This window comes from Bartonella sp. CE47NXGY, from assembly GCF_042195415.1.
In the GTDB taxonomy this organism is placed as follows: domain Bacteria; phylum Pseudomonadota; class Alphaproteobacteria; order Rhizobiales; family Rhizobiaceae; genus Bartonella.
On the sequence record NZ_JBHIOI010000008.1, the window covers coordinates 8,750 to 27,656 of the forward strand.

Annotated in this window: 15 protein-coding genes and 1 pseudogene; 9 read left to right on the forward strand and 7 right to left on the reverse strand. The window is 37.5% G+C overall.

Features of this window, described 5'->3' with window-relative positions; genetic code table 11:
* A pseudogene (locus ACFIL3_RS04220) lies at nucleotides 1–194 on the forward strand (leucyl aminopeptidase family protein); the annotation flags it as partial.
* A 153-nt stretch (nucleotides 195–347) separates the two neighbouring features.
* Nucleotides 348–1,211, forward strand: coding sequence for an NlpC/P60 family protein (locus ACFIL3_RS04225; protein ID WP_375681874.1), 864 nt, complete (start codon nucleotides 348–350; stop codon nucleotides 1,209–1,211).
* Between the two features lie 898 nt (nucleotides 1,212–2,109).
* On the opposite strand, the gene mutT is transcribed toward ACFIL3_RS04225, so the two are convergent.
* From mutT to ACFIL3_RS04240, 3 genes are all read right to left on the reverse strand, one after another.
* Nucleotides 2,110–2,523, reverse strand: coding sequence for an 8-oxo-dGTP diphosphatase MutT (gene mutT / locus ACFIL3_RS04230; protein WP_375627652.1), 414 nt, complete (start codon nucleotides 2,521–2,523; stop codon nucleotides 2,110–2,112).
* 125 nt (nucleotides 2,524–2,648) lie between these two features.
* On the reverse strand, nucleotides 2,649–3,881 hold the full coding sequence (argJ, locus tag ACFIL3_RS04235) for a bifunctional glutamate N-acetyltransferase/amino-acid acetyltransferase ArgJ (protein WP_375681867.1): 1,233 nt from the start codon (nucleotides 3,879–3,881) through the stop codon (nucleotides 2,649–2,651).
* Between the two features lie 129 nt (nucleotides 3,882–4,010).
* The gene (locus ACFIL3_RS04240) at nucleotides 4,011–4,964 is read right to left on the reverse strand and encodes a peptidylprolyl isomerase (RefSeq protein WP_375611828.1); all 954 of its coding nucleotides are present in this window, start codon (nucleotides 4,962–4,964) and stop codon (nucleotides 4,011–4,013) included.
* 435 nt (nucleotides 4,965–5,399) lie between these two features.
* Between ACFIL3_RS04240 and secA the strand changes: the two genes are divergently transcribed.
* The 4 genes from secA to prmC all read left to right on the forward strand — a co-directional run bounded on the left by secA (nucleotide 5,400) and on the right by prmC (nucleotide 10,709).
* Complete coding sequence (gene secA, locus ACFIL3_RS04245) at nucleotides 5,400–8,117, forward strand: preprotein translocase subunit SecA (protein ID WP_375675750.1); 2,718 nt, start codon at nucleotides 5,400–5,402, stop codon at nucleotides 8,115–8,117.
* A complete protein-coding gene (locus tag ACFIL3_RS04250; protein ID WP_375611830.1) occupies nucleotides 8,056–8,547 on the forward strand; it encodes a Fur family transcriptional regulator in 492 nt (163 codons plus the stop codon). Before secA ends, ACFIL3_RS04250 begins: the two co-directional genes overlap by 62 nt.
* 222 nt (nucleotides 8,548–8,769) lie before the next feature.
* On the forward strand, nucleotides 8,770–9,846 hold the full coding sequence (gene prfA, locus ACFIL3_RS04255; RefSeq protein WP_375668321.1) for a peptide chain release factor 1: 1,077 nt from the start codon (nucleotides 8,770–8,772) through the stop codon (nucleotides 9,844–9,846).
* Nucleotides 9,843–10,709: a peptide chain release factor N(5)-glutamine methyltransferase gene (prmC, locus tag ACFIL3_RS04260; RefSeq protein ID WP_375613295.1), complete on the forward strand. Its 867-nt coding sequence runs from the start codon at nucleotides 9,843–9,845 to the stop codon at nucleotides 10,707–10,709. Before prfA ends, prmC begins: the two co-directional genes overlap by 4 nt.
* On the opposite strand, the gene nrdF is transcribed toward prmC, so the two are convergent.
* The 4 genes from nrdF to nrdH are packed head-to-tail and all read right to left on the reverse strand — an operon-like array spanning nucleotide 10,706 to nucleotide 14,446.
* Entirely contained in the window at nucleotides 10,706–11,680 is a 975-nt protein-coding gene (nrdF, locus tag ACFIL3_RS04265) for a class 1b ribonucleoside-diphosphate reductase subunit beta (protein WP_273722534.1), read from the reverse strand. The genes prmC and nrdF overlap by 4 nt on opposite strands.
* 11 nt (nucleotides 11,681–11,691) lie before the next feature.
* Nucleotides 11,692–13,842 carry a class 1b ribonucleoside-diphosphate reductase subunit alpha gene (gene nrdE, locus ACFIL3_RS04270; protein WP_375638354.1) on the reverse strand — a complete coding sequence of 717 codons (2,151 nt, stop codon included), beginning with the start codon at nucleotides 13,840–13,842 and terminating at the stop codon, nucleotides 11,692–11,694.
* Nucleotides 13,824–14,222, reverse strand: coding sequence for a class Ib ribonucleoside-diphosphate reductase assembly flavoprotein NrdI (gene nrdI, locus ACFIL3_RS04275; protein ID WP_375613294.1), 399 nt, complete (start codon nucleotides 14,220–14,222; stop codon nucleotides 13,824–13,826). The genes nrdE and nrdI overlap by 19 nt, the downstream gene beginning before the upstream one ends.
* Nucleotides 14,222–14,446, reverse strand: coding sequence for a glutaredoxin-like protein NrdH (nrdH, locus tag ACFIL3_RS04280; protein ID WP_005774163.1), 225 nt, complete (start codon nucleotides 14,444–14,446; stop codon nucleotides 14,222–14,224). The genes nrdI and nrdH overlap by 1 nt, the downstream gene beginning before the upstream one ends.
* A gap of 680 nt (nucleotides 14,447–15,126) precedes the next feature.
* Here nrdH and ACFIL3_RS04285 point away from each other — a divergent pair.
* Genes ACFIL3_RS04285 through ACFIL3_RS04295 form a run of 3 tightly spaced genes read left to right on the forward strand, consistent with a single transcriptional unit; the run spans nucleotide 15,127 to nucleotide 17,680 of the window.
* Nucleotides 15,127–15,879 carry an ABC transporter ATP-binding protein gene (locus ACFIL3_RS04285; RefSeq protein WP_375613293.1) on the forward strand — a complete coding sequence of 251 codons (753 nt, stop codon included), beginning with the start codon at nucleotides 15,127–15,129 and terminating at the stop codon, nucleotides 15,877–15,879.
* Between the two features lie 3 nt (nucleotides 15,880–15,882).
* On the forward strand, nucleotides 15,883–16,752 hold the full coding sequence (locus tag ACFIL3_RS04290; protein ID WP_375681868.1) for a metal ABC transporter permease: 870 nt from the start codon (nucleotides 15,883–15,885) through the stop codon (nucleotides 16,750–16,752).
* Between the two features lie 10 nt (nucleotides 16,753–16,762).
* Nucleotides 16,763–17,680, forward strand: a complete 918-nt coding sequence (locus ACFIL3_RS04295) for a metal ABC transporter solute-binding protein, Zn/Mn family (protein WP_375613291.1) — start codon at nucleotides 16,763–16,765, stop codon at nucleotides 17,678–17,680.
* The last annotated feature ends 1,227 nt before the right edge of the window (nucleotides 17,681–18,907 follow it).

Sequence of the window (18,907 nt, forward strand, 5' to 3'; positions counted from 1 at the left end):
ACAATGTAACTGGAAATAGCTTTGCTGGTTCTATAACGGCTGCTTTATTTCTTAATTCTTTTGTTGAAAAAGCTGAATATTTTGCGCATTTTGACCTTTATGGATGGGTTCCAAAAGAAAAACCAGGATACCCTGTTGGTGGATCAGCACAAACTATTCGTGCCCTTTATAATATTTTTAAAAATGAATTTTGACACAAATATCCACAAAAAATGGACAATTTTGCAGCTTAAAGAGTAATTGGTCTTACACTGTGTTCTTAGTTTTGTTTGAGGATAAAAACCTTACCAATACAGTTTTCATGAGTTTGTTTAAAGGTAAGGAGTAACAAAATGGAAAGCAAAAAGATGATCTCTAAAGATCCAAGACTTCATGCATTCAGAGATGATCTAGCAGATCAACGTCTTGAAACAGAAATTACAGCTCAACGCTTTGTTCAAGGTGAAAAAAGACGTGTTAATACAGCGGTCGCTGGACTTTTTAAAGAAAATAGTAAAAAAAGTGAAAGACAAACAGAATGCTTATTGGGAGAAGAACTTCTCATTTTTGAACAAGGGGAAACATTGTCGTGGGGACAATCACTCAAAGATGGTTATGTCGGTTATATTGATACAAAAGTTCTTTGTACATCAACCATAAAACAAACACATGTGGTTTCAGTACCACGCACATTTAAATATTTACACGCTGACTTACGTGGACCAATAGTATCCCCATTATCTATGGGAAGCAAAGTCAGTGTTGTTGATGAAATTGAAGTCCGTGACACAATGTATTCTATTCTTGAAAATGGAACAGCAATCATTACGAGCCATCTCAGCCCCATTGGACGCGTATATGAAGATTATGTCACAGTTGCAGAAACCTTTATCCGTACACCTTATCTTTGGGGTGGTGTCAGCGGTTTTGGAATTGATTGTTCGGGACTCATTCAGCTCTCTATGATGATGACCGATCAAATAGTCTTACGTGATACCGATATGCAGCAAGAAACTATAGGCAGTCTTCTTACAGATATTGATAAACTTCAACGAGGTGATTTAATTTTTTGGAAAGATCATGTTGCTATTATGGTCGATCACGCAAATATTATTCACGCAAATGGTTTTTCTATGGACGTTATGATTGAGCCATTGGAAAAAGCAATTACGCGTATCGCTAAAAAAAATCAATATCCTATCGCAAAACGCCGTCCAATTCAAGAAACTTAATACATGCCTCCTATAAAAAATTAATTGAATGTTTTTATTATGCAATAGATTGATTTATAAGGATAATTATCCATCATTCACTCTGCATCAAGCATTCTAAATATCGTAAAATTCTCTTATTTCAAATCTGTTTTTATGTTGAATCAATCAAAATCGCTTGCTTGTTCATCACAAGCGAAATTGATGTATAAGTAAAAATGATTACGAAAAGAAAAATATCCCTTCTGAATGCTCTCAAATGCCAAGAGCTATCATAACTAACATTGGAACCAGCTTACTCCTTCACAAGCGTAAAGATAGTGGCGCTCAATAGATTTTATCTTATAAAGCTCTACCATTATACCATTCACGAGTGCCGGCACGAAATGGGCTTTGGAATATTGCGAGATGCCTCTTTTAAACAACCCCGCAAATATGCAACACAATGGCGTTCTATATTACGTAAGGGATATGCCCCTCTTAATCAAAAGCAACATTTTTTGAAATTTTTCCTATTATCGATATCTTATGAAAGAAATACTCCTAATATCTCTCGGTGCATCCAAGACAATCTCTCAATAATAATCGCGAAAAGTATAAATCCATTATCTACCACCATTTTTATGCTTATGAAGCGTGCAAAGGCATCATTATACACTTTGCCAATTCTCAATGTTGCGATAACCCTTGGCTATTGGAGAGTATTCTTTCAACACGTATTTTATTTCTTTCTTAAATAATTTTATCCACATGACCCGCCCCGCTTGGAACGTGCAAAAGAATGGTTTTGACTAATTTAACATAAAACAGATTTGAAATGAGAAAATTTTTATGACCCTGGACTTTCCCATTCAACATAAAAAATATAAATTATTATTTTAAATCAATATATTGAATTATATTTTCTTCTTATAACACATTAAAGAAGATGATTTTTCAATACCTGAACCAATGGTTTATCAGCATCAGGCATAGGGTATTTATCAAGATCATTAATAAAAACCCATTCTAAATTTTGGCCCTCTCGTCCTTGCGCAACGCCCTCATAATGGTCACAAAGATACAATGGCATTAAGAGATGAAATGTTTTATAGCTATGACTTGCAAATGTTAAAGGGTGTAAATTATTTGGTTGAACATAAATACCAAGCTCTTCCTCTAATTCACGAATCAATGATGCTTCCGGAGTTTCACCTTGCTCAACCTTGCCACCAGGGAACTCCCATAAACCAGCCAATGATTTTCCTTCAGGACGCTGTGTAAGCAAAACACGATTATTCTGATCTAACAGTGCACATGCAACAACAAGAAGAATGGAACTTTTCATACACATATCACTCCCCAATAGGGAACATAAAGATAACTGACTTTTCTATCATATCCCCTCTGCTCCTAAAAGAGCTCACATACCCCATTTGCTCTGAAAAATAATAAACTGTTAAATATAAAGTGCATCCATTAACTTCTGTAATCGCTATTGATCATAACGTACTCTTTTGTTAAATCGCAAGACCAAACCGTCGCCGTACTCTTACCCAAACCGATATCAACACGAATCGTGATGTGCTTACCTTGCATATAAGTACCTATTGTCTCTTCACAATACTCAGGATCTCGTACGCCATTCACGGCCACACGATGCTCACCAAACCAAATCGTCAATAGATCACGATCGACTTCAACACCGGCCTTCCCAACTGCCATAACGACCCGCCCCCAATTCGCATCTTCACCGGCAATAGCCGTTTTTACGAGCGGTGAATTTGCAATTGATAAAGCAATAGTTTTAGCTGCATTATTTGTTGTAGCACCCACCACATTAACCTCAATTAAATGACGAGCACCTTCACCATCACAAACAACTTGTAGTGCAAGTTCATGCAGAAGTGCACTCAATTGTTTCACAAAAACCCCATAACGCGGATCAGATTTACTTGTAAGACATGGAACATGTTCTTTTCCTGTCGCAAACAACATAAGCGTATCTGAAGTTGAGGTATCGCTATCAACAGTAATTGAATTGAAAGAACCCTCAACTGCCTCTGATAACATGGATTGGAGTGCATCCGAAGAAATGGTAGCATCACTAACCACAAATGACAGCATTGTCGCCATATCGGGTGCAATCATACCAGCACCTTTTGCAATTCCATTAATGGTAACACGCTCTCCCCCACAGTCAAAAGTGCGGGTCGCAAGTTTTGGAAATGTGTCCGTTGTCATTATGGCTTTTGCAGCTTCCAACCAATTTCCCTCTTCTGCTGTCTCTGTCATACTTGGTAAAAGATTGACAATACCCGATGCATCCATTGGCTCACCAATAACACCCGTAGAAGCTATAAAAATTTCATCTTCTCTAACCTTTAAAGCGTTCGCTGCTGCACAAATAATTGCATCGGTTGTGTGCTTTCCTTTGCTTCCTGTAAAAGCATTTGCATTTCCAGAATTCACAACAACACCCCTTGCAACCCCATGAGGAAGCGATGCACGACAATGCTCTACAGGTGCAGATGGACATTTTGAACGGGTAAAAACACCGGCCACACTCACTGGCTTATCGAATATGATGAAAAGAAGATCTGTACGATCTTTATATTTAATCCCAGCTTCAGCTGTTGCTATCCGTACACCAGATAATGGAGAAAGCTCTTGGATCTTTTGAGGCGACAAAGGAGAGATTTTCAAAACCACAATATGCTTTCTATAAAAAAATGAAATGATTGCAGATCAATAACCTCTCATAGAAAACTGCTAGGCTTTTTGAACAAAACTAACCTAGCAAATTATCTATTAAAGAGGCTATCTACTTATTTTTACTAGCTATTCCGTATCTTCTTCATCAGATGTCTCATCGGGAAGTAGCGTCCCATTTTGATGAAGCGATTCCATGATTTTTGTAACATTAGGATCAGGGTATTTCACATCTATCTTGCTACGCAAATCAACAATCAGTTCTTGATAGCGCTTTTTTATCAGCTGTGTCCGCAACATCTCTTTAACATCATCAAATGCAGGCGGTTGTTTTACACGACGATCTTCTAATTTAATAATATGCCAACCAAAAGGACTTTCAACGGGTTGTTTTGTGTATTCGCCAACTTTCAAACCAAATGCGGCATCTTCAAAAGGCTTGACCATTTGACCATGGCTAAAATAACCAAGATCACCCCCAACGGCAGCAGAACCATCTGTTGAACTTTTCTTTGCAATCTCTTCAAAATTTTCGCCTTTATTTAAATGCTTAATGATAGCTTCTGCTTCTTTTCTCGTTTTGACCAAAATATGACGCGCTTTAACCTCATCCTCTTTAGGTAAAGCAGCAACTTCTTGCTTATAAAGAGCTTCCAAATCAGTATCCGATATTTTATCAACAATCGCCTGTTTAAAATAAAGCTGTTGAAGAACATTGTCACGCATGACTGCCATACGTTTATCGTAAGCTTCTGTCTTATCAAGACCTTTGCTTCTTGCTGCTTTTGCGAGGGCCTGCATATCTAAATAAGCTTTTAGAACCATCATACGGCGTTGTTCATCAGGAAAACGTGCTAAATTAGGATTTATTTCAAGCGCTAAATCATCCAATTGGCCTGCTGTAATATTTTTCCCATCAATAACCGCCATAACATGAGAAGGAGAAACGGCTTTTTCAGAAGCTTTCTCTAAAGTCTTTAAATCACTCGACGATGAATTCAAACCTTCTTGAGCACTCACCCCTAAACTTGTACTTGCCAATAAAGTTGATGCTAAAAAAAGCGTGATAAAGTTAAATTTCATAAATATACTCCTTAAAAATGAAGGCAGGTTCAAGATTCCAATTTTCTTTACCATAACACTTTAATCTTTAAACATAGAGAAATAAATTAGTAATTTTATTTAAAAAAAGTATAAAATTATCCTTTTATCTCAGTTTCTCCAATCCTATCTAATGCAGATGAAAAACATGATAATAGAGAAAAATGACATATTGTATCTTAAATTACTTTGTATTGTATCAGTTAAATAGCATACTTAAAGTTGACATAAAGCGCTTAGCCTCTTATCTCTACTTTACAATTAGAGTGAAAAATTGCACACCAGCAAGTATAATGGTACCATCTGCATTTCATGATGTCACTAATGATATCAGATAATTTGAAGAAAATGTAGAGTATGGGGAGAGCGTATGAATTACCCAACAAGAGTGACAACAATTAAAAGAAAGGGCCAGAGATGGTCAGTTTAGGTGTTTTTGCCCGTAAGTTTTTTGGTTCAGCTCATGAGCGACATCTCAAAGCACTCCGCCAAAAAGTTGCACAAATTAATGCTTTGGAAGAACAATTCGTAAAATTAAGTGATGAGCAGCTTTGCCAAAAAACAGATGCCTTTCGTAAACGTCTTAGTGAAGGTGAGAGTGTTGATTTGCTCTTACCAGAAGCTTTCGCGACTGTTCGTGAAGCCGCAAAACGTGTTTATGACATGCGTCCTTTTGACGTGCAACTTATTGGTGGAATGGTCCTTCACGACTGCGGCATAGCTGAAATGCGTACTGGTGAAGGTAAAACATTAATGGCAACTCTACCAATTTATCTCAATGCATTGGAAGGTAAAGGCGTTCATGTTGTGACAGTAAACGATTATCTCGCCAGTCGTGATGCTGAAACAATGGGGAAAATTTTTAGTTTTCTAGGGCTTACAACAGGCGTGATTCTTCATGATCTTGATAGTGATGCCCGCCGAGAGGCCTATGCATGCGACATCACCTATGCCACAAATAATGAACTAGGTTTTGATTATTTGCGTGATAATATGGCCTTCGATCATAGTCAAATGGTCCAACGTGGACATCATTACGCAATTGTTGATGAAGTTGATTCGATTCTTATTGATGAAGCCCGTACCCCCCTTATTATTTCTGGTCCTCTAGAAGATCGTACTGACTTCTATAACCTTATTGATACATTTATTCCTGCCTTAACTCCAGAAGACTATGAAATAGACGAAAAACAAAAAACAACGACCTTTACCGAAGTTGGTACTGAAAAAATTGAAAAAATGCTCGAACAAGCTGGACATCTTAAAGGTGAGAGTCTTTATGACATAGAAAATGTCGCTATCGTTCATCATGTCAATAATGCTCTAAAAGCTCATAAACTGTTTGCTCGCGATAAAGATTATATTGTTCGCAATGATGAAATCGTTATTATTGACGAATTTACAGGGCGAATGATGCCTGGGCGGCGTTATTCTGAAGGACTTCATCAAGCGTTAGAAGCTAAAGAGCATGTTGCTATTCAACCAGAAAACCAGACACTTGCTTCCATCACTTTCCAAAATTACTTCCGTATGTATAGAAAATTATCTGGCATGACTGGAACTGCAACAACAGAAGCCGAAGAATTCAGAAATATTTATGGTCTTGACGTTGTCGAAGTCCCTACAAATTTGCCAATACAACGTATTGATGAAGATGATGAGATTTATCGAACAGCAGAAGAGAAATATCGGGCAATTGTGCGTGATATCCGTCAAGCTCATGAAAAAGAACAGCCTATTCTTGTTGGAACAACCTCTATTGAAAAGTCAGAACAATTGGCAGAGCGTTTGCGAAAAGAAGGCATTACCGATTTTAGAGTCTTAAATGCTCGCTATCACGAACAAGAAGCATATATCATTGCGCAAGCAGGAGTTCCTAGAGCTCTCACCATTGCAACCAACATGGCAGGACGCGGTACGGATATACAGCTTGGTGGTAATGTTGAAATGCGCATCCGACAAGAGTTACAGGATATCCCGGAAGGTCCAGAGCGGACAGCTAAAATTGAAGAAATAAAAAGAGATGTTCAGAAGCTTAAAGAAAAAGCTTTAGCGGCTGGAGGGCTTTACGTTATCGCTACTGAACGTCATGAAAGCCGTCGTATTGATAACCAGCTTCGTGGACGTTCTGGTCGCCAAGGCGATCCTGGTCGCTCAAAATTCTTTCTCTCTCTTCAAGATGATCTTATGCGTATCTTTGGCTCTAACCGTATGGATGGTATGCTGCAAAAACTTGGATTGAAAGAAAATGAAGCTATTATCCATCCATGGATTAATAAAGCCCTTGAAAAAGCACAAAAAAAGGTCGAAGCACGAAACTTTGAAATTCGTAAAAATCTGCTAAAATATGATGATGTCATGAATGATCAACGCAAGGTTATTTTTGAACAGCGTATGGAGGTCATGAATGCAGATGATTTATCAGAAATGATCCTTGAAATGCGTAATGAAGTCGTAGAGGATCTCGTAGAGGCTTATATTCCATCAGGGACATATTCTGAAAAATGGGATGCAAAAACTCTCGAAGAAGAGCTTCAACAACTCTTTAATCTTGAGCTTCCAGTGGAAGAATGGGCAAAAGAAGATGGAATTGCCGAGGAGCAAATTCTAGAGCGTGTATCAAATGCTGTTACAAAACTTGAAAATGAGCGTACTGAACGATATTCTCCAGAAGTTATGGCTTATTTTCACAAAGCAGTATTGCTCGAAACTATTGACACGTTATGGCGTGAACATCTGGTGAGTTTAGACCATTTGCGTTCTGTTGTTGGTTTTCGTGGTTATGCGCAGCGGGATCCGCTCAATGAATATAAGACAGAATCATTTGAACTCTTTCAAAGTATGTTGAAAAATTTGCGCCGAATTGTCACTTCTAAGCTTATGCGCTTTGAAATCATTCAACACCCCACAGAACCGACCATACCTGAGCAAACTGATGCTGCTTCTTCTGTCTTTAATGATCAAAGTCAAGAAAATGCTCCCACCTTATGGGCACGATCACAAGAAAATAGATTTGTTAATCCACAAGATCGTGACCCTAACGATATAACCACATGGGGAAAAGTTGGACGTAATGAGCGTTGTCCTTGCGGTTCAGAGAAAAAATACAAACACTGTCATGGAGCCTTTGTTTGAAAAGCAAACTATGCAAATGAATAAAAAGCGAAATTATGAGCAAGAATTGCGCACAGCTGGTTTAAGAGTAACACGTCAACGACGAGTTATTCTTGATATTTTGACTGATACAAATGATCATCCTAATGCATTTGAAATTTTTCAGCGTGCAAACAAAATAGATTCGAATATTTCACTCTCAACTGTTTATCGAACCATGAAAATATTAGAAGGAAATGGAACAATTCATCGCCATAGCTTTAGTGGTGGTCCATCTCGTTTTGAGCAAGCAGATGGGCAACATCATGATCATCTAATTGATATAGAAACAGGACAAGTTATCGAGTTTCATTCTGATGTTATTGAAAAGCTGCAAGAGGAAATTGCAAAATCCCTTGGCTATGATATTATTCATCACCGCCTTGAACTTTACGGAAAAAAAAACTCTTAAAAAAGTGATCATATATCATTAGATAAAATACCTCAGGCAAATCAAATTTTATAAAAATTTACCTTTAAAATATAATAGTTTTCATTGGCAAAAAAAAAGAATTGCTTTATTACCCCTCTTTGTATGATGCTATACGGTAATTCATTGCCAATATTATAACAAACAATCATTGCAACAAAATATTATAAAAATTGTATTATGAAAAATTAGGCCAATATTATCATGGTTTCCTTGCCACAAGATCGTATGAGACAGCTTGAAAAGCGCTTTGAAATAATTGAAAACCAAATGACGACGAATCCAAATGCTGAAACATATGTCAAATTAGCTTCTGAATATGCAGAACTACAACCCGTTATTACCTCTATACGCGCATTAAATGCTCTTTACGAAGAGATTACAGAATTAGAAACGATTATCAACGATAAACAAACAGATATAGAGATGCGTAATCTTGCCCAGGAAGAGCTACCATCGTTATATAAAAAAGTAGAGCAATTTGAAAAAGAACTCCAGATTCTGCTTTTACCTAAAGATGTTGCTGATGAAAAAAACGCTATTGTTGAAATTCGAGCAGGAACGGGTGGCTCAGAAGCAGCACTTTTTTCCGGTGATCTTTTCCGCATGTATGAACGTTATGCCCATGCTCACAATTGGAAAGTAGAAGTTATTTCACTTAGTGAGGGGGAAGTTGGCGGATATAAAGAGATTATTGCTACCATTTCAGGAAAAGGTGTCTTTTCTAAATTGAAATATGAATCAGGGGTTCATCGTGTGCAACGTATCCCAGAAACAGAGACAGGTGGGCGTATCCATACATCTGCTGCTACCGTTGCTGTGCTTCCAGAAGCTGAAGATATTGATATTGATATTCGTCCTGAAGATATTCGTATCGACACAATGCGTGCATCTGGAGCAGGAGGACAGCATGTTAATACAACGGATTCAGCTGTTCGTATCACGCATATTCCAACAGGAATTATGGTCGTACAAGCAGAAAAATCACAACATCAAAACCGAGCACGAGCCCTTCAAATTTTACGGGCACGCTTATTCGATATCGAACGACAAAAAGCGGAAAGTGAACGTTCAGCTTCTCGTAAAAGCCAAGTTGGTTCTGGTGATCGCTCAGAACGTATTCGTACCTATAATTTTCCACAAGGACGTGTCACGGATCACCGTATTAATCTAACCTTGTATAAGCTTGATCGCATTCTAGAGGGAGATCTTGATGAGCTTATTCATGCACTCATCTCAGATCACCAAACAGCACTCCTGATGGAAATGGACAATAATTGAACAAATATTCTTTCAAAAATGTCATCCAACAAACTCAAGAAAAATTGCGCATGAAAGGAATTTCTGAAGCCAATCTCGATGCGAAAATACTCATTGAATGGATAACAGGAATAAATGCTGCTGAAAGAGTTTCTAAACCAGATATGCATCTATCTTCTGAGCATATTATACAAATAGAACAGGCTTTACAACGGCGTATTGCAGGCGAACCCGTTTACCGTATTATAGGAGCACGAGAATTTTATGGTATATCTTTTACATTATCTCAAGAGACGTTAGAACCACGCCCTGATACAGAAACGCTGATAGATCTTGTTCTCCCTTTTCTCCAAAAACAGATCGAAAATTCGAGAAGAACAACATTCCTTGATATGGGAACAGGAAGTGGCGCCATTGCCATTGCCATTCTTAAACAAATTCCCCAATCCTATGCAGTCGCTGTCGATATTTCTGAAGATGCCCTTAAAACAGCGACAAAAAATGCAAAAAATGCTGAAGTAGCACACCGCTTCACACCCCTTCTTAGCGACTGGTTTGATTCTGTCACAGATCGCTTTGATTTTATTGTTTCCAATCCACCTTATATCCCCGCAAAAGATATCAAAAAACTTGCAAAAGAAGTGCGCTTACATGATCCATTGCGCGCTCTTGTCGGTGGAAAAGATGGTCTTGATTTTTATCGAAAGCTCGCCCATGAAGCAGCCAACTACTTAAAAGAAAACGGCACTATCGCTGTTGAAATTGGTTACTCTCAAGAAAAAGAAGTTTGCAATTTGTTTGAAACAAATGGCTTCCAATGTTTAGAAATGCGCAAAGACCTCAGTGGAATACCCCGCGCACTTCTATTTGCATGCAAACATTAAAATTCCCAATCATCATCCGTGGTAGCAACCGCCTTGCCAATGACATAAGAAGAACCTGCCCCTGAAAAAAAGTCATGATTTTCGTCAGAGTTTGGTGATAAAGCTGCCAAAATAGCGGGATTAACACGACAAACCTCAGGGGGGAAAAGAGCTTCAAAACCTAAATTCATTAAAGCCTTGTTAGCGTTATAATGAAGAAAAATTTTAACATCTTCTGTCAATCCAAGCGCATCATAAAGATCTTCAGTATATTTGCACTCGATGTTATAAAGATCAAAGAGCAGGTTAAAAGCAAAATCTTTAATTTCTTGTCTTTTGGCTTCATCAAGCTTTGCAAAGCCCAATTGGAATTTATAACCTATATAATAACCATGGACTGCTTCATCACGAATGATTAGTCGAATGAGGTCTGCTGTATTGGTCAACTTAGCGCGACTGGCCCAATACATGGGCAAATAAAAACCAGAATAAAATAAAAAGCTTTCCAGCAAAGTCGAAGCAATTTTTTTCTTAAGTGGATCATTTGCTTCATAACGCTCAAGTACTAATCTAGCCTTTTTCTGCAAATGAATATTTTCTTCTGACCATCTAAACGCATCATCAACTTCTACCGTCGAACAAAGGGTTGAAAAAATAGAGGAATAAGAACGTGCATGAACCGCTTCCATGAAGGCAATATTCGTCAAAACTGCCTCCTCATGCTCTGTTATCGCATCAGCCAGAAGCGAAATGGCTCCTACAGTGTTTTGAATTGTATCAAGAAGCGTTAGTCCTGTAAAAACACGAATCGTTAGCTTGCGTTCTTCATCCGTTAAGCTTGACCATGAGGGAATGTCATTGGAAAGTGGAACCTTCTCAGGTAACCAAAAATTCCCAGTTAAGCGGTTCCATACTTCAAGATCTTTCTCATCATGTAATCTATTCCAATTAACAGCGCACACAACAGGATTTTTGGTTGTAATCTTTGTCATATGATGATCTCCTATAAACTGCACGAAACACAGCCATCTACTTCTGTTCCACTCAATGCTACTTGCCGTAATCGTACATAGTAAATACTTTTTATCCCCTTTTTCCAGGCATAAATTTGTGCGCGATTAATATCACGTGTAGTAGCCGTATCAGGAAAAAATAATGTTAATGAAAGACCTTGATCAACATGCTGTGTTGCCGCAGCATAGGTATCTATAATTTTTTCAGGGCCAATCTCATAAGCATCTTGGTAAAAATTCAAATTCGTATTATCCATATAAGGAGCAGGATAATAAACGCGCCCAATTTTTCCCTCTTTGCGAATTTCGATTTTTGAAGCAATCGGATGAATGGAGGAAGTGGCATGATTAATATAGGAAATAGATCCCGTGGGAGGAACTGCCTGTAGATTGCGATTATAAAGCCCGTACTCAATAACTAATTTTTTGAGTTCCTGCCAATCCTTTTGATCTGGAATAACAATATTATTCCGTGCAAAAAGCTCTTGCACAAGCGCAAATTGCGGTTTCCATTCTTTTTCAATATATTTCTCGAAAAAACGTCCATCTGCATAAGCTGATTTTTCAAACCCTGCAAACATTTCTTGACGTTCGTGCGCAATTAAATTGGAAGCACGTATGGCGTGATATGTCACAATATAAAAATAGATATTGGTAAAATCAATCGCTTCTGGAGACCCATAATAGATCTGCTCACGCGCTAGAAACCCATGCAAATTCATTTGTCCCAAACCAATCGCATGACTTTCAGCATTGCCTTTCGCAATGGAAGGCACACAATCAATATTGCTCATATCCGAAACAGCAGTCAGAGCGCGAACAGCAGATTCCACGGTCTGTCCAAAATCAGGACTTTCCATTGCTTTGGCAATATTCATGGATCCAAGATTACAGGATATATCACTTCCAATCGTGCGATAAGTTAAATCTGTCTCCAGTTCACTCGCCTCACTCACCTGCAAAATTTCTGAACATAAATTGCTCATACTTATGCGCCCAGCTATCGGATTCGATCGATTAGCAGTATCCTCAAATAAAATATAGGGATAACCCGACTCAAATTGAATTTCCGCTAATGTCTGGAAAAAAACGCGTGCACTTATTTTCTTTTTACGAATCTTTGCATTATCAACAAAAGAACGATAATGCTCCGTTAAAGAAATATCGCTAAAGGGCTTACCTGTCACACGCTCGATGTCATACGATGAGAAGAGATACATATCCTCATTATTCCGTGCAAGCTCAAAAGTAATATCAGGAATAACGACACCAAGCGAAAGCGTTTTAATTCTAACTTTTTCATCAGCATTTTCACGCTTTGTATCCAAAAACTTCATAATATCTAAATGATGAGCATGCAAATAAACAGCTCCAGCCCCCTGTCGTGCCCCAAGCTGATTGGCGTAAGAAAAAGAATCTTCCAAGAGTTTCATCACCGGTAAAACACCTGAGGACTGATTTTCTATTTGCTTAATTGGCGCCCCTGCTTCCCGCAAATTCGTTAAACAAAGCGCCACACCTCCACCACGTTTTGAAAGCTGCAAAGCCGAATTAACCGAACGACCTATCGATTCCATATTATCTTCAACACGTAGCAAAAAACACGAAACCAATTCACCTCGTTGTTTTTTCCCAGCATTTAAAAATGTTGGTGTTGCCGGTTGAAAACGTCCTGTAATAATTTCATCCACAAAACTTTCAGCAAGAGCTTTATTCCCTTGTGCCAAATATAAAGCTACAAGACAAACGCGATCTTCATAACGTTCAAGATAACGTTTCCCATCAAAAGTCTTCAGTGTATAGCTGGTATAATACTTAAATGCGCCTAAAAAGGTAGGAAAACGAAATTTAAATGCATAAGCACGTTTAAAAAGCTTTTTAATAAAAGAAAAATCATAAAGCTCAAATAAAGCTTTTTCATAATAACCTTCCTCTATTAAGTAATCTACTTTTTCCTTCAGGTTATGAAAAAAAACTGTATTTTGATTAACATGCTGAAGAAAATATTGCCGCGCAGCAAGCCGATCCATATCAAATTGAATATGACCATTTTCATCATAAAGATTAAGCATTGCATTCAACGCATGATAATCAGTAATCTGATCCGATTTCTGCGATTGTCCTATACCAATTGTTTCCAAAATCTTTCCAATCCCTTTTTTACATAAATAACGTCTTCATCAGTTCCACGCAGCTCAAAACGATAAAGGCAAGGTACACAACATTTTTCAGCAATAATTTTACTTGCTAGATTATAATAGCGACCAAAATTACGATTCCCACCGCCAATAACACCACAAATTAATTTTCGGTTCTCAGCTTCATTAAGAAACTGGACAACGGCTTTCGGCACGGCCCCTCTTCCTTCACCATCTGCATATGTAGGAACAACCAATACATAAGGTTCACCAACCAATGCAGAAGGCTTTCTTTTATCAATTTTGAAGAGTCTTTGCCCAAGCTGCGAGACAAAATGTTCTGTATTACCCGTTGCACTCGAATAATAAACAATAAGCCCCATTAAGCACAAAGACCACTAATCATATCTGGTCTAAAACCAGACCAATGATTTTCACCACAAACAACGACAGGAACCTGACGATACCCCAGAGATTGAACAAAACTGTATGCTTGTTCATCACAGGAAATATCAACAACACGATAATGAATGCCTTTTGCATCAAAAGCGCGGCGTGTAGCATCACATTGGACACAAGATGGTTTGCTATAAATAGTGATCGACATTTTCTTCAACTTTCACAATTCCAAACAATCAACCCTGAAAGGTCAATCTAATAATTTTATAGGTACTCAAGAATAACAAAAAATAGAAATTGTACGCAAAACATGTGGTTATTTTCAAATAATACACAGCTTCCTGAACATAACAGAATTCCTCATCAAATAACTTCAAAAACTATGATGAGAATAAGCGATTATTCTACAACTTAAATGGCAAAGCCCCCTAGTTATAAAACAATCTTTTGCTTGCATTACAATTCCCTCCTGCTGTCTAAAAAACTAATGTTCTAAACTACCGTTTTTCAAGAGCTCTGTTTGCTCTTTTACGGCAAAAATCAATTACAAAAACGAAAGGAAATCCTTCCAAAAGAGACCCTTCAGTAAAAATACTGCTATACCTTTGGCCAATAAACTCTTTACAATAATGGAAATAACTTAGATACCAAACGAAACACACTAACACCCTCTCTTGTGCTTATTTAGAATCACCAATCATTTTGATACTATATATAGTATATACTCTCTCTCTTTCGTCAAGGTGAATTCAATTATTATTTTTAATTTTCCACGATCTTCCCACTAAAATTTTCAGTACTCAAAACTATGTAATAATATAACATTTTGTTGACAAACGTTATATTATTACATAGTTTCCAAAATAATAAGCAACGATGGTAAAAAATATGGATCTGCACTTCAATAAAACAACATTAGGCTATAGGAATAGAATAGCAATAAAGAACTTTTCAGCAAAGTTAAAAGCTGGTTCATTGGTTGCAATAACAGGTGATAATGGCGCTGGAAAATCGACACTGCTAAAAGCCATCGCCGGATTGATTAAACCTCTTAAAGGAAAAATTACAAAACCAAAAAAAAGCCGCATTGCTTATCTTGCTCAGCAATGTAATATAGATCAAACATTTCCAATTGATGTGAAAACGCTTGTAAAAACAGGACTGTGGTCTTTTTGTGGATTATGGAAGAATCAGCGCCCTTATGATTCTAAGATTCAAAATGCTCTTAAAATGGTTGGGCTTACAGAACTCGCACCCCGTTCGCTTGAAACATTATCAGGCGGGCAATTACAACGCGCTCTTTTTGCACGTATCATTGTACAAGATGCCAATATTATTTTACTTGATGAACCTTTCAATGGTGTAGATCATAATACCCAAAAAGACCTTCTTGCTCTGATCACATACTGGCAACAGCAAGGACGCACAATTCTCACCGCACTCCATAACCCTCTCATCGTGCAAGAATTTTTCCCCCAAATGATTCAAATTGATCAACAAAACGCCTTTTATGGAGAAACAACACAGTTTTTAAACAACACCCTTCATCACGTTATGCCACCTCTCACATCCAATTCTTTCCCTATTAGCGCACAAAAACAAAATCTTCTCATCAATGATCCTCTCTTTCTTAGGTTATAAGACGTGTATGCATTTTTTCTTGCCCCCTTTGTTGATTTCCAATTTATGCGAAACGCCCTTATCGGTTCTATTTTTCTGTCTATTAGCGCTTGTCCTGTTGGTGTGTTTTTGATGCTCCGAGGAATGAGCTTGACAGGAGATGCTATCTCTCATGCCATTCTTCCTGGTGTTGCAATTGCTTTTCTGATTTGTGGCTTTTCCCTCATATCTATGACACTTGGTGGTATCTTCGCTGGTCTTATTGTTGCTTTAGCAACCATTTTGATTTCACGAAACAGCTTTCAGAAAGAAGATGCATCCATGACCGTCTTTTATCTTATTGCACTCGCGGCAGGTGTTATTATTATCTCACTGAAAGACTCAACAATTGAGCTGCTTCATCTCTTATTCGGATCGGTTCTTGCACTTGATGCACAAGCCCTTTGGTTAATCACTACTATAATGCTGATTACACTCTGCAGCCTTTGTATTTTTTGGCGTGCACTCGTTTTAGAAAGCTTTGACCCCCTCTTTTTTAAATCACTCTCTCCATTGAGTAAATATATTCATATTTCATTGCTTGGACTTGTGGTGCTGAATCTGGTTGGAGGCTTTCAATCACTAGGAACATTACTTTCCGTTGGTATTATGATGATTCCAGCCATTACAGCCCGTTTTTGGTTTTCACGGCTAGGCCCTATTTGCGCGCTTTCCACTCTTTTTGGAATCATTTCTAGCGTATGTGGTCTCCTGCTTTCTTTTCATCTTTCACTTCCCTCCGGCCCTGCTATCATCATTGCCGCAGGATTTATTTATCTTGTTTCCTGTTTGATAAGTCCACGTGGCTTTATTGTAACATGGTTTCCCCACCTCTTTTATACCTCCTCACTTTAAGGAAAAAAATGTGCCTAAGTTTGCTCAAAAATTTGTTCTTCTTGGAGCTTTATTGCTTGCCCTTTCTCCATTTTCTGCTTCTGCACACAATAAAATCAAAGTTGTTGCGAGCTTTTCTATTCTTGCAGATCTCGTAAAAAATGTAGGAGACAACCATATCTCTATGACCACTTTTGTAGGTCCCAATGCGAATACTCACACTTATGAACCTACCCCCCATGATGCTCAGGCTCTTAGAAATGCTCAAATTATTTTCATCAACGGGCTTCATTTAGAAGGATTTATTGATCGCCTCATTACAGCAAGTGGTACAAAAGCACTTCTTGTCGAAGTTAGCGCTAACATTCCCTCCCTCAAAATGAAAAATCAAGAACATAATGCCCATCACCACCACAGCGTTATTGATCCACACGCTTGGCAAACAATTCCCAATGTCAAAATCTATGTGAAGAATATCGCTGCTGCTTTTTGTAAAATCGATCCACAATCCTGTACCAGCTACAAAAAAAATGCTGAAACCTACATCCAAAAACTTAAAATAGCACAAGATACCCTGAAAACAAAAATTGCTACCATTCCTAAAGATAAACGTATCATTATCACATCTCATGATGCCTTTGGCTATTTTGCCAAGGAATATGGTTTTACTATCCTTGCCCCTCAAAGTGCTTCAACAGAAACTGAAGCAACCGCAGCCGATGTTGCTAAACTTATAAAACAAATTAAAGCGAATAAAGCAACTGCCCTATTCGTTGAAAATATCTCTAATCCCCGTCTCATAAAACAGATTGCAAAAGAAACAGGCTTAACAATTGGTGGAACACTTTATTCTGATGCATTGTCAAACAAAAATGGCCCTGCAGCAACTTATCTCGATATGATGGAACATAATGTGAATACCATCATTGATGCTATCACAAAACATTAAGATCTTCTATAAAAGAGATAAAAAAGAGTTCATAAAATCGTAAGTCTATGATTATGTTACTAATGATGCCCCAACAGCTATAATTGATAACATTGATATGAAATAAAGTTACTTTTACAGAGAAATTTATACTCTATAGATTCTAAGATAGATAAAGTAAGTGGATTTATTGCCTCATGGTGCCCAAACTGTCAGCAGTAGCATTCTATTTTTCAATGCTTTTTTTACAATAACTCTCGACACTTGAAACGATTCATAAGAAGAATTTGGTGTCTCTTTCTTAAAGTATTTTTATCTATCCAACTTCATTTATAACATGCAAGTAGAATTAGTGTATGAATAAAAACCACTTGAAGAAAAAATACCTCTTATGAAGAGTCTCAACACAATAATTGTTGCAATGTTGGAGACTGAAAGAGAGTATGATAATGGCCCCAGCTTGCATTTTTATAAGCATAAAGATGGCGATACACAATGGATTTTATGTTATACTACTTATAAACGACTGCGTGAAAAAATAGTTGGAACAACCTTGCAAGATATTTTTTAAAAAAAGTGCGTAAATTGGCAACCCAATAGCCTTCTGTTTAGGTATTCTGTTTTGTATGAGAGATGCAATTCTATTACGTAAAAAAATGTGTTCGGCAATACTTAATCGCCATTATGTAAGAGACACTGGCTCAGATGTTTTTGAAAATTGCAATACTAAATTAAAAGATGATGCTAAAGACAGAATCTATTTTTTATTTGATGCTTTCATATTCTCCCTAAATTAAGCTGTCTCCTCATTTTAGAAATTACACAAGCAGATAAGCTTATTCTACTTTGGCATACAAAACTGAATACAGCACTGAACCGTCTTCATATTTGTCTCAAACATACTGCTGTATAAAGTTTAGGTTGATTTATAAGCAACAAAAAGCACGCGCTTTATAAGAAAGTAATATCATAAAACCATTAATAAACTGGCAATATATTGAAAAAATATACCAGCTTTTATAGAATGCTTTGTAAAACAATAACATAACTGCCTTTGTCCCTGCTGATTCTTATAGGTATTCGCATCGATCCCTTATGTTATATTCATAAAGATCTGTTTGAGGATGATCTACAGGCAATTTTTAACTCAAGAATATAGAAAAGATCGATGAGATGTTACAGATGTGTTTCATCTGCTTTTATCGCTAAAAGTAATGAAAATTCTAAAACAAGCACGCCTTCTATCTC